At 69.1% G+C, this 11,656-nt stretch carries 10 protein-coding genes; 1 reads left to right on the top strand and 9 read right to left on the bottom strand.

All coding sequences use genetic code 11. The annotated features are described in order from the left end of the window. Positions 1-44 precede the first annotated feature (44 nt). The 3 genes from C5E41_RS06610 to C5E41_RS06600 form a co-directional block, all read right to left on the bottom strand. Positions 45-1,307 (bottom strand): deoxyguanosinetriphosphate triphosphohydrolase, encoded by a 1,263-nt coding sequence (locus C5E41_RS06610; RefSeq protein ID WP_104374949.1) that lies wholly within the window; start codon positions 1,305-1,307, stop codon positions 45-47. 24 nt (positions 1,308-1,331) lie between these two features. Then, the gene (locus C5E41_RS06605) at positions 1,332-1,988 is read right to left on the bottom strand and encodes a YdcF family protein (RefSeq protein ID WP_258080816.1); all 657 of its coding nucleotides are present in this window, start codon (positions 1,986-1,988) and stop codon (positions 1,332-1,334) included. Positions 1,989-2,102: 114 nt separating this feature from the next. Next, a complete protein-coding gene (locus tag C5E41_RS06600; protein WP_104375140.1) occupies positions 2,103-2,798 on the bottom strand; it encodes an MBL fold metallo-hydrolase in 696 nt (231 codons plus the stop codon). A gap of 64 nt (positions 2,799-2,862) precedes the next feature. Between C5E41_RS06600 and C5E41_RS06595 the strand changes: the two genes are divergently transcribed. Beyond that, positions 2,863-4,860, top strand: coding sequence for a TPM domain-containing protein (locus tag C5E41_RS06595; protein ID WP_104374947.1), 1,998 nt, complete (start codon positions 2,863-2,865; stop codon positions 4,858-4,860). A gap of 177 nt (positions 4,861-5,037) precedes the next feature. Here the strand turns inward: C5E41_RS06595 and C5E41_RS06590 are convergent, their stop codons facing one another. The 6 genes from C5E41_RS06590 to C5E41_RS06565 all read right to left on the bottom strand — a co-directional run bounded on the left by C5E41_RS06590 (position 5,038) and on the right by C5E41_RS06565 (position 11,522). Beyond that, positions 5,038-5,685 carry a response regulator transcription factor gene (locus C5E41_RS06590; RefSeq protein WP_181063126.1) on the bottom strand — a complete coding sequence of 216 codons (648 nt, stop codon included), beginning with the start codon at positions 5,683-5,685 and terminating at the stop codon, positions 5,038-5,040. 253 nt (positions 5,686-5,938) lie between these two features. Continuing rightward, positions 5,939-7,132 (bottom strand): sensor histidine kinase, encoded by a 1,194-nt coding sequence (locus tag C5E41_RS06585; protein ID WP_104374946.1) that lies wholly within the window; start codon positions 7,130-7,132, stop codon positions 5,939-5,941. An 88-nt stretch (positions 7,133-7,220) separates the two neighbouring features. Further along, complete coding sequence (locus tag C5E41_RS06580) at positions 7,221-8,003, bottom strand: ABC transporter permease (RefSeq protein ID WP_104374945.1); 783 nt, start codon at positions 8,001-8,003, stop codon at positions 7,221-7,223. A gap of 1 nt (position 8,004) precedes the next feature. Then, a complete protein-coding gene (locus C5E41_RS06575) occupies positions 8,005-8,940 on the bottom strand; it encodes an ABC transporter ATP-binding protein (RefSeq protein ID WP_104374944.1) in 936 nt (311 codons plus the stop codon). Positions 8,941-9,008: 68 nt separating this feature from the next. Then, positions 9,009-9,929, bottom strand: a complete 921-nt coding sequence (locus C5E41_RS06570; RefSeq protein ID WP_104375138.1) for an NADP-dependent oxidoreductase — start codon at positions 9,927-9,929, stop codon at positions 9,009-9,011. Between the two features lie 201 nt (positions 9,930-10,130). Continuing rightward, positions 10,131-11,522, bottom strand: coding sequence for a glycine--tRNA ligase (locus C5E41_RS06565; RefSeq protein WP_104374943.1), 1,392 nt, complete (start codon positions 11,520-11,522; stop codon positions 10,131-10,133). Between the last annotated feature and the right edge of the window lie 134 nt (positions 11,523-11,656).

Below are 11,656 nucleotides of genomic sequence, written 5' to 3'. Positions count from 1 at the left end.
CCGAGTCTAGCCGCGTACCGGTCGGCTTACGCCGACGACCGGGGTCACCGGGCCGCGATCCGCTCCAGCCTGCTCTCGGTGTAGGAGGCGATCTGGTCGACGATCACGCGCACCCGGGCGGTGTCGTCGGTGGCCGCCTCCCACCACGGCAGCAGGATCGGGTCGAGGCTCTGGGGGGCGCCGGCCAGCAGGCGGTCGGCCACGAAACGGATGCGCTCGCGCTGTTCGGCCTGGCGTTCGTGATGTTCGGGGTCCGACATCACGTATCGCAGGGCGACCGTTTTCAACAGCGCGACCTCCGCGGCCACCACGGCCGGTACCTCGAGGTCGGCGGCGTAGCGGCACAGCGACTGCCCGGTCCACGCCGCACGGGTCGCCTCGACCGCCGCGGTCGCGAACCGGCCGACCAGATCGCTGGTCAGCCGCTTGAGCGCGACCGAGGCGCGCAGAGTGCCGTCGTAGCCGGCGGCCTCGGCGATCACCTGCAACTGCGAGAGCCGCTGACCGGCCGCGATCAGATCGTCGGCGGACAGGTCGCGGTGCTGGCGCTGGCCCAGTTCGGCGAGGGCGGCCTGTTCGGCCGGATCGGCGAGCGCCCGCAGATCGATCCGGCCCGCGATGACCCCGTCCTCGACATCGTGCACCGAGTACGCCACATCATCGGACCAGTCCATGACCTGCGATTCCAGCGACTGCCGCCGCTCGGGCGCACCCTTGCGAACCCAGTTCAGCCGGTCCAGATCGGCGTCGTAGGCGCCGAACTTCGCCCCGGAACCCGTTCTGCCCCAAGGATATTTGACGGTAGCGTCGAGGGCGGCCCGGGTCAGGTTGAGGCCGTAGCTCTCCCCCGCGGCATCGAAGACCTTCGGCTCCAACCTCGTCAGAATCCGCAGATTCTGGGCGTTGCCCTCGAACCCGCCGTAGGCGTCGGCGAATTCGTCGAGGGCGCGTTCGCCATTGTGGCCGTACGGCGGATGGCCGATGTCGTGGGCCAGCCCGGCCAGATCGACCAGATCCGCGTCACAGCCCAGCCCCTCGGCGATGCTGCGCCCGATCTGGGCGACCTCCAGCGAGTGGGTCAGCCGGGTGCGCGGTGTGTCACCGTCGCGCGGACCCATCACCTGGGTTTTGTCGGCAAGTCGCCGTAGTGCCGCCGAATGCAGCACCCGCGCCCGGTCGCGCGCGAAGTCGCTGCGCCGCGCCGGTGCGGGCGACCACCGCAACCCCGCCGTGGGCGAGGTCTCGGACTTCATGCGCTCGTGATCGCTGTCGACATACGGGCATTCGGGCATCGCGTCGAAACTCATGGGAGATACCGCCTGGTACGTTTCTCACTGCTCCGCGGTGTACTTGAAATCCGCGGAGAAGTGAGTGAGCTGATACCACAGCAGCGCACCGGTTTCGCGGGCGATGCCGTGGAATTGGGACTCCCGGGTGTAGACCGCCGGGCCGGTGCGCGTCGGCGCGGTCCACGCGTCCAGACCGGCGTCGCGGGCCATGGTGCGGGTGCGCAGCGAATGCCAGGGATCGCTGACCAGCACCGCCGAGGACAGGTCGCGAGCCCGCATCGCGGTGGCGACCGCCTCGATACTCTGCAGCGTGTCCGATCCGGTCTCCACGGCCAGTACCCGGTCGGCGGGCACGCCGCGATTCTTCAGATAGTTCTTACCGGAGGCGGCCTCGGTGTAGTTGTCGCCCACCTGCTTGCCACCCACCGTGATCACCAGCGGCGCAACACCTTTGGTGTACAGGTGGTAGGCCTGGCCGAGCCGGGCCTCGAAAACCGAGGACGGGGTGCCGTCGTATTGCGCGGCGCCCAGCACCACGATCGCGTCGGCACGGCTGTAGTCGTCGATCCGAGCCACCTGCCAGACCCGGAAAGCGGTGCCGCCGACGAGCACGACCCCGATGAGGACGGTGCCGGCGATCATCCGGCGCACCCAGCGCGCGACCGCCGATCCACGCGGACGGCGCGGCGCGACGGGCATGCGAGTCGGGGCGGGATGGGTGAGGGCCGAGGGCATTCCCCGAGTGTGCCAGTGCTCGGTCACGCCACGATTGCGGAGCGCCGGATCCTCACCGCTGCCGGGCACCGGAGCCGCTCACCAACCGCGTTGCCGCCACTGCGCGAGCTGCGGACGCTCGGCACCCAGGGTGGTGTCGTCGCCGTGGCCCGGGTAGACGACCGTATCGTCGCCGAAGCGGTCGAACACCTTGGTGGTGACGTCGCCGTAGAGTGAATCGAAGTCCTCCGGGGAGGTGGTGCGACCGACACCCCCGGGAAACAGGCAGTCGCCGGTGAACAGATGGGTGCGCCCGGAGCCGTCGGTGAGCGCCAGCGCGACCGACCCCGGGGTGTGTCCGCGCAAGTGGACCACCTCGAACTCCAGTTCACCGATCGTGACGGTGTCACCGTCGGCGAGCAGCCGATCCGGTCGCACCGGAAGGGGATCGGCATCCAGGGCGTGGGCCGCGGTCGGTACGCCGGTGTCGGCGACCACCGCGCTCAATGCCTGCCAGTGGTCGAAATGCTGATGGGTGGTGACGATCAGCCGCAGCCGCCCGGGCGCCTCCTGGTCCAGCAGAGCCAGAATGCGTTCGGAGTCGTTGGCGGCGTCGATCAGCACCGCGTCACCGGTGGCGGTGTCCTGCACCAGATAGACGTTGTTGTCCATGCCGCCGACCGACATCTTGACGATCCGGGCGCCCGGCACATCGCGCTGCTGCGGATTCGAGCCCGGCGCGACGTGGCCCGTATAGGGGATATCCAGCGTGATCACCCTGCCGATGGTAATCATCGGTTCCGACACGGGTCGGCCGGATCAACGCCCTTCGCGCCGTGTCGGCGGATACATTCGTGCTATGCCGCCGCACTCGCGTCTTCGCCGATCACAGCCGCCGACGCTGCTCGCGGTGCTGCTGTCGATCGTGTTCGGGTTCGTGCTCGGCTGCTGCGGCCCGGCCGTCGCCGACGAGCCGATGCGGCTCAACGAATACGTCACCGATTCCGCCCAGGTTCTCGACGGCCCGCAGCGCGACACCGTGCGCGCGTCGGTGGACGCGCTCTACACCGCGCACGGGGAGCGGCTGTGGGTGGTCTACGTCCGCGATTTCGGCGGTCTGGACCCGCAGACCTGGGGTCAGCGCACGGCGACCGCGTCCGGATTCGGCGAGCGCGATGTGCTGCTGTCGATCGCGACCAGCGACCGCTCCTACGCCTTCACCGGTGCGCTCCCGCCCTCGGTGAGCGATGCGGAACTGAATTCGCTGCTCACCGATCAGGTCGAGCCGCGACTGCACAACGGCCAGTGGGCCGAGGCCGCGGTAGCCGCGGCGGACGGATTGTCCACGGCCATGGGCGATTCCGGAGGTGTGGGGATCTGGCCGCTGATCGTGATCACTCTCATCGTGCTGGGGGTGATCGGCGTGGTGCTGGGCTATTCGCAGTTGCGCCGGCGGGCGCGAGGGCGCGCCGAGGCCGACGCCGCCCGGGCGGTCGACCCGACCGACACCGCCGCGCTGGCTCGGCTCCGCCCGGATCTGCTCGAGGCTCGCTCGGCGCAGGTGCTCGTCGACACCGACAACGCGATCCGGGCCAGCGCCGAGGAACTGCGCCTGGCCACCGACGAATTCGGCGCTACCGCGACCACCCCGTTCGCCGCCGCGCTCGAGTCGGCGAAACAGGCAATGGCGCATGCCTTTTCGATTCGCCAGCGGCTCGACGACGACATCCCGGAAACTCCTGATCAGCGCCGCGATCTGCTGGTCGAGCTGATCACCACCTGCGGGCGGGCCGATGCCGAACTCGACGACAAGGTGGCCGAATTCGACGCGATGCGCAATCTGCTGATCGACGCCCCGCAACGGCTGGACGCGCTGACACGCGATGTGGTCGATCTCACCGTGCGCCTGCCGCGCTCGGAGGAGACGCTGCGGCGGCTGCTGGCCGCACAACCGGAATCGGTCACCGCGCCGGTGCGCGACAACGTGACGATGGCACGGGAGCGAATCGGGTTCGCCGAGAGCACGATCGAACAGGGCAGGCAGGCCACGGCCGAGCCGGTCGGACGCCAGGGTGGGGTGGTCGCGGCGATCCGCGGGGCGGAGGCCGCCGTGACCGCCGCCCGTACCCTGCTCGACGCCGTGGACACCGCGGAGACCGATATCACCCAGGCGCGGGCCGGTCTGCCGGCGGCGATCGACGAACTGGGACGCGACCTCGAGACCGCGCAGGGCCTGAACGAACACGGCGGCCCGGAACTGGCGGAGGCGATGTCCGGTGCCCGCACCGCGTGGGAGGCGGCCCGGACCACCGGGGACCGCGACCCGCTCGGCACGTTCCACCGCGCGGTCGCGGCCGATACCGCACTGGATCGCGCGGTCGCGGCGGCCGGTGAGCGCAAACTCGCCGCCGAACAACTGCGACGCCGCCTGGACCAGGCCGTGATCGCCGCGCAGAGCCAGGTCCGGGCGGCCGCCGACTTCATCGACACACGCCGCGGCGGTATCGACGCCACCCCCCGCACCCGCCTGGCCGAGGCACAGCGGAATCTGGATCGGGCGCAGCAGCTTTCGGCCACCGACCCGCGGGCGGCACTGGACAGTGCGCAACAGGCCGCCGATCTGGCCACTCGCGCGCTGCACACCGCCGAGGCCGATGTGCGGGAGTGGCAGGCGCGCCGGCCGGTGTCAGGGTCATCACAGGCCGGCGCGGTGCTGGGTGGAATTCTGATCGACAGTCTGCTGCGCGGCGCGGGCAGCGGCTATCGCGGCCGTTCGATGGGCGGATCCGGCTGGGGTCCGGCCTCTTTCGGTGGATCCGACAGTTCACGCCGGATCAGCCGGGGCGGACGGTTCTGATCCGGTCGTCTCACCGTGCCGGTGGTACGGCGTCGCCGGTGCGGGTCGCGAGCCACTGCTGGAGTTCGATCAGGTTGCCCTCGGGGTCGCGCAGGTGAGCGTAGCGGAGACGGCCGTCGTATTCGACGGGTTCGCCCGAGATTTCGGCGCCGCGGGGTCGTCGGCAACCTGAGCGGCTCACAACCAGCCGAGGCGTTCGGCGGCGCGGACGGCCTCGGCGCGGGTACGGGTGCCGGTCTTGCCGATCGCGGCCGACAGATGGTTGCGGACGGTCCCCTCGGATAGATGCAGGCGGCCCGCGATCACCGCCACCGTCGACCCGTCGGCCGCGGCGGCGAGCACCTCGCGCTCGCGTGCGGTGAGCGGTGAGGTTCCCACCGTGAGGGTTTCGGTGGCCAGCGCCGGATCCACCACACGCAGGCCCATGTGCACGCGTCGCACCGCGTCCGCCAATTCCCGTGCGGGCGTGTCCTTGACGACGAATCCGCCGGCTCCGGCGTCGATGGCGCGGCGCAGATAGCCGGGCCGGCCGAACGTGGTCACCATCAGAATCCGGATACTCGGGAATTCCGCATGCAGATGCGCCGCGACCGAAATACCGTCCATTCCGGGCATTTCCACATCGAGGAGCACGACGTCCGGTGTGGTGCGCCGCACCGCCTCGACAACCTCGTCGCCCCGGCCCACCTCGGCTACTACCTCGAGGTCGGACTCCAGCCCCAACAGTGCCGCCAATGCGCCCCGCACCAACGCTTGGTCGTCAGCGAGCAGCAACCGGATCACCGCCGTCGCCCCCGCCGTGATACACCGACCGACCTCATCCATCGCACACCTGCGACCCTAATCCGGACGGCAGGCTCGCCGCCGCCCGGCCGGCCGAACCTCGGCGCCGCACCCCGGCCGGGCGCCGCCGCTCGCGGCGTTGCGACCAAGGCACGACTCCGGCCGTCCGTCCGCTGCCTGCGCCTCGCTCGATACCGGCCACAGTGGCGACTGTGCCCGGCGATGGGGCCGGTGTCGTTCGCGGCCGCCTGCCCGGCATTGCCCCGGGTAAGGAAGATACCGGTGAATGCTTCGCTCAGCGTTGCTCGTCCGCCGTGGTGAAGTCCACGGCGATCAAGGTTCCCCCGGAGGGAGGTGTGTCGACCGTGAAAACACCGCCCTCGGCGCGCACCCGGTCGCGTAAGCCGCTCAGCCCCGAACCGAAGATACTGCCGGACAGTCCTTTTCCGTCGTCGGAGATGTCGATCCGCGACTCGCTCACCCGGACTCGGCAGTGGCGGGCGCCGCTGTGGCGCACCACGTTCGTCACCGCCTCGCGCAGGACCCACCCGAAGATCACCGCATATCGCCCGGGGAGTTCGGCCGGGTCCGGGAGCTCCGCCTCGATACCGGCGGCGCGCAGGGCCGTGCGCGCATTGACCAGCTCACTCGCGACCGACACCTCGCGCAGCCCGCCGACCGTATCGCGCACCCCGGCCAGCGCCTCGCGCGCGAGGCGCTCCACATCGGCTATCTCCTGCCGGGCCCGGGACGGATCGGAATCGAGCAGCCGTTGCGCCAACTCGGTTTTGACCGTGATGACGGTCAGCGAATGGCCCAGGATGTCGTGCACGTCGCGTGCCACCCGGTTGCGTTCCTCCACGATCGCGAGCTCGCCCTGCTGGCGGCGAGTCAGTTCCCGCAACTGCCCGCGCCGCCGGCCGATTTCGCGACCGGTCCACATCACCACCGGAATGAAGGCGAAATACAACGGGGCGCTGCCGTAATGCAGCGACAGAGCGATCAGCAGCGCGGCCGTACCCGCCACCACCGCACCGGATTTCGCGGTCGGAAGCACGAAGATCGCGGCGGCCGCGACATAGATGGCGGTGCCCAGGCCGGTGACACCCAGCAGTACGGTCATCGCGGCGGCGAGCGCCGCCAGCGCGCCCACCACGAGCCAGCGCGGCCACTCGTACGAGACCGGCAGCACCGCCTGTGTTTGCCCCTCGTCCCAGTCCGGTTGCCGGAACGGACCGAAGCACGAGGCCGTCAGCACCCAGAAGATCGCGAGGCATACCGCCGCCGTGACGGCCCGCCCCTGGTGCCCGTCCTGCCACTGCGAGACGATCGGCGCGATCAGATACAGCAGCCAGATCAATGCCAGCACCGCGCCGAAGAACAGGCGTCGATGCTGGATGGCGGTATGCGGGGCGGGATCGCGGTCCATCCTGCGGGCGATCCGGTCCAGCGCTCCGGATATCGGCCGATCGACCGGAGGTACCCGCATCGTTACCCTCCGTCTCCCGCTCTGGCCGGCGCCGCCGGATTCCGACGCTACCGCACCGCCCACCGGGGCCGACGGTGCGGCGCGGCGGTCAGCGAGCGGTGTCACGCCGGAACAGAACCGCGGCTCCGAGGGCGAATACCGACGCCCACACCACGATGTTCAGCACGGCCAGTGCGGCGGAACCGGCACCGGTGTCGCCGAGCGGCAATCGGGCCAGGGTCGCGACGCCGTTGGTCGGGAAAACCTTCGACACCGTCTCGAACCAGCCGCGCAGCGGCATGAACAAGCCACCGGCGAACGACAGTAGCGCCAGGACCGGGCCGAGGATCTGCATCACATTCTCCGAGGGCAGCACATAGCCCATGAACAGTCCGAACGCCGCGAAGACCACCGAGGTCAGCCACGCGATCAGGAAACAGCCCACCCAGGCCGCCGTGGTCAGATGCGCGCCGGTCACCGCGCCGGCGACGAAAACGACCACGACCGAACACAATCCGAGCACCATCGCGCCGGCCACTTTGGTGGCGACGTAGGCGGCCGGGCTCAGCGGCGTGAGGCGGAGCTGGCGTACCCAGCCGGCGGCGCGCTCCACCGCCACCATGGCGCCACCGCTGGTGGTGGCCAGCATCGCCCCGTAGACGGCCATCGACACCATCACGTAAGCCGTCACATTCGCCGAGCCGTCGGTTTCGGTGCGGAAGGAGTTCTGGGCGCCGAAGATCACGAAGAACACCACGGGCATCACCAGTGCGAAGATGACGGTGCGGCGGTTGCGCAGCATGCGGCGCAATTCGAGCAGTAGAAATCCCCAGCTGAATCCGCCGGCGCCCAGTCGGGCGGCATGCGGTGCGGGCACGATCGATGTAGTCATCTCAGTTGTCTCCGGTCAGTGCGAGGAAGGCGTCTTCGAGATTGCGGCCGGTGATTTCGATGTCGACCGCCGGTGTCCTGGTCAGCAGGTAGCGCGCGACCGCGTCGGAGTCGTTGCCGTGCACCAGCACTCGATCGCCCCGCTGTTCGACCCGGTCCACGCCGGCGAGGGCGAGCAGGCTCGCCGGATCGGCATCGGGCAGTGTCGCCGAGACCGTGCGGCCGGAGGCCAGATTCTTCACCGACGCGGCACTGCCGTCGGCCACCACCCGCCCGCCTCGCACCAGCACGATGCGGTCGGCGTAGGCGTCGGCCTCGTCGAGGTAGTGGGTGGCGAAGACGACGGTGCGGCCGAGATCCGCGTCGGCGCGGATGGCGTTCCAGAAATCGCGGCGGCCCTCGACGTCCATGCCAGTGGTCGGCTCGTCGAGGATCAGCAGGTCCGGCTCGGGCAGCAGCGCGAGCGCGAACCGCAGGCGTTGCTGCTGACCGCCGGAGCATTTGCCCACCATGCGGTCGGCGATGCCGTCGATTCCGGCGCGAACGAGCACCTCCCGGGCGGGAAGCGGATTCCGATGCAGGGCCGCGACGACCCGCACCGTTTCGCCGACGGTGAGATCCGGTAGCAGACCACCCGACTGCAGTACGGCCGAAACCCGGCCTGCCGCAACCGCTTCCGCCGGCGTTGCGCCGAGAATGCGGGCGGTTCCGGCATCGGGCCGCAGCAGGCCGAGCATCATGTCGATACTGGTGGACTTGCCGGCACCGTTGGGTCCCAGGAAGGCGACCACCTCACCCGCGGTGACTGTCAGATCGAGTCCGTCGACCGCGCGGACGGGCCCGGCGGAGCTGCGGAAGGTTTTGGTCAGTCCGCGAAGCTCGATCACCGGTGCGGCGGCGACCCGTTCCGCCGAACCGGATGTCATTGCTGATGTCATGGTTCCACTGTCGCGTGGAACCGGGCGCCGTACCTGGCCCGAGCGTCACGACTGTGCCATGACAGATGTCATGGCAGCAGGACGATCTTGCCCCGGGTGTGGCCGCGCTCGAGTTCGGTGAACGCCGCGCGCACCTCGCCGAGCGGATAGGTGGCGGCGATCGGAATCCGGACGGTCCCCGCGGCGGCCAGTTCCGCCAGCTGGGCGAGCACGTCGATGGTGTCGGCGGCGGCATTGCCCTCCGCCTTGACGCCGTACTTCTCCACTGCGGCGAAGTCGATGATCGTATCGATGCGCTCAGGCTTCACGCCGAGATCGAGGGCGAGTTCGACGTAGCCGTTGCCGTGCGTATCGATGAAGGCGTCGATACCGCCGGGCGCCGCCTCCCGGAGGCGCTCGGCGAGACCGTCACCGTATTCCACCGCGACCGCGCCCAGCTCGCGCAGATAGTCCTGGTTGTCCGGCCCCGCGATGCCGATCACCGTCACCTCGCGGGCCCGAAGCAGTTGCACCACAATGGATCCGACTCCACCGGCCGCACCGGACACCGCGATGGTGTCGCCGGCCTCCGGGCTCACGGCCCGCACGGCGGCGAAGGCGGTGGTGCCCGCGACGTACAGCGATCCGGCCACCTCCCACGACAGGCCCACCGGCTTGGTGGTGACCTGCTGGGCAGGCACCACCACCCGGGTGGCGTGGCTGGACCGCTTGTCGCTGAATCCGAGCACCTCGTCGCCGACGGCGATCCCACTCACCCCGTCGCCGAGCGCGACGATGCGCCCGGCGAAATCGGTGCCCTCCCCCTCGGGAAAAGTGGCCGGCCAGCGTTCGTGCAGCGAGCCGTTGCGGATCTTGGCCTCCCCCGGATTGATGCCGGCGGCCACCACCTCGACCGCGACCTGGCCGGGTCCGGGCTGCGGATCCGGCACCTCACGAACCTCGAGTACATCGATATCGCCGTAACGATCGAACTTGACCGCCTGCGCCATGATCAGGACCTTTCGTCGCACCTGTGGGCCGGGCTCGCCGGACCGCAGTCGGCCCGCCGATCTCGGATTTCTCAGTGCCCGGAACGACTCGGGACACTGCGATATTTCCGCCGCGGCCCCTTTGGCGCGCGATTCGCACCGACGACGCCCCGGTCTTCGGTTATGTCCGAATCCGGAATACCCGTCCGCGCGGTGCTGAACTCAGGCGCCGAGCAGACGCTGAGCCAGGTAGCCCTCCACCTGGTCGAGCGCGATCCGTTCCTGCGTCATCGAGTCCCGCTCGCGCACGGTGACGGCCTGATCCTCGAGCGTGTCGAAGTCGACGGTGATGCAGAACGGGGTGCCGATCTCGTCCTGGCGACGGTAGCGGCGGCCGATCGCGCCGGCGTCGTCGAAGTCGACGTTCCAGTTCCTACGCAATTGCGCGGCAAGGTCTTTCGCCTTCGGCGACAGATCCGCGTTGCGCGACAACGGAAGTACGGCGGCCTTCACCGGCGCGAGCCGACGATCCAGGCGCAACACGGTCCGCTTCTCCATGACGCCCTTGGCATTCGGCGCCTCGTCCTCGGTGTAGGCGTCGATCAGGAAGGCCATCAGTGAGCGGGTCAGACCGGCCGCGGGTTCGATCACGTACGGCGTGTAGCGCTCGTTCGTGTTCTGGTCGAAGTAGCTCAGATCGGTGCCGGAGTGCTTGGAGTGGGTCGACAGGTCGAAGTCGGTGCGGTTGGCGACACCCTCGAGCTCACCCCATTCGCTGCCCTGGAAGTGGAAGCGGTACTCGATATCGACCGTGCGGGTCGAATAGTGCGAGAGCTTCTCCTTGGGGTGCTCGTAGAGCCGCAGGTTCTCCGGGGCGATGCCGAGGTCGGCGTACCAGGCCAACCGGGTGTCGATCCAGTACTGGTGCCACTGCTCGTCCTCACCCGGCTTGACGAAGAATTCCATCTCCATCTGCTCGAATTCGCGGGTGCGGAAGATGAAGTTGCCGGGGGTGATCTCGTTGCGGAAGCTCTTGCCGATCTGCGCGATACCGAACGGTGGCTTCTTGCGCGCGGTGGTCATCACATTCGCGAAATTCACGAAGATGCCCTGCGCGGTCTCCGGCCGCAGGTAGTGCAGGCCCTCCTCGGACTCGATCGGCCCGAGGTAGGTCTTGAGCATCATGTTGAAATCGCGCGGTTCGGTCCACTTGCCGACCGTGCCGCAGTCCGGGCAGCCGACCAGATCCATGGACACGCTGTCCGGATCGTCGATCTTGTGCTTCTCGGCGTACGCCTCCTGCAGATGGTCCTGCCGGTGCCGCTTGTGGCAGTTCAGGCATTCGACCAGCGGGTCGTTGAAGACGCTGACGTGACCGGAGGCCACCCACACCGGCCGCGGCAGGATGATCGCGGAGTCCAGGCCGACCACATCGTCGCGGCTGGTGACCATGGCCCGCCACCACTGCTTCTTGATGTTCTCCTTGAGCTCCACACCCAGCGGACCGTAATCCCACGCCGACCGGGTCCCTCCGTAGATCTCGCCGCTGGGGTACACCAGACCCCGGCGCTTGGCGAGATTCGCGACGGTGTCGATCTTCGACTTGGGTGCCACGGTACGAGCTCTCCCTCTGGATGATGGGTGGAACGATTCGCCCCAGCCTAGCGACACCCCTGGGCGCACCGCGAAGCAGCATCAACGGCGCGGCTCCTTGACATGCGCACTTATGCATATCAATAATGGCATCG

This window comes from Nocardia nova (genome assembly GCF_002933465.1).
Taxonomy (GTDB): domain Bacteria; phylum Actinomycetota; class Actinomycetes; order Mycobacteriales; family Mycobacteriaceae; genus Nocardia; species Nocardia nova_B.
Note: the sequence above shows the minus strand (reverse complement) of the source record. Positions and strands in the feature narration are given on the sequence as shown.

Coding starts and splice junctions, on each gene's coding strand:
- C5E41_RS06575 (WP_104374944.1), bottom strand. CDS start 8,940: ATGACATCAGCAATGACATCCGGTTCGGCGGAACGGGTCGCCGCCGCA.
- C5E41_RS06595 (WP_104374947.1), top strand. CDS start 2,863: ATGCCGCCGCACTCGCGTCTTCGCCGATCACAGCCGCCGACGCTGCTC.
- C5E41_RS06605 (WP_258080816.1), bottom strand. CDS start 1,988: ATGCCCGTCGCGCCGCGCCGTCCGCGTGGATCGGCGGTCGCGCGCTGG.
- C5E41_RS06610 (WP_104374949.1), bottom strand. CDS start 1,307: ATGAGTTTCGACGCGATGCCCGAATGCCCGTATGTCGACAGCGATCAC.
- C5E41_RS06590 (WP_181063126.1), bottom strand. CDS start 5,685: ATGGATGAGGTCGGTCGGTGTATCACGGCGGGGGCGACGGCGGTGATC.
- C5E41_RS06570 (WP_104375138.1), bottom strand. CDS start 9,929: ATGGCGCAGGCGGTCAAGTTCGATCGTTACGGCGATATCGATGTACTC.
- C5E41_RS06580 (WP_104374945.1), bottom strand. CDS start 8,003: ATGACTACATCGATCGTGCCCGCACCGCATGCCGCCCGACTGGGCGCC.
- C5E41_RS06600 (WP_104375140.1), bottom strand. CDS start 2,798: ATGATTACCATCGGCAGGGTGATCACGCTGGATATCCCCTATACGGGC.
- C5E41_RS06585 (WP_104374946.1), bottom strand. CDS start 7,132: ATGCGGGTACCTCCGGTCGATCGGCCGATATCCGGAGCGCTGGACCGG.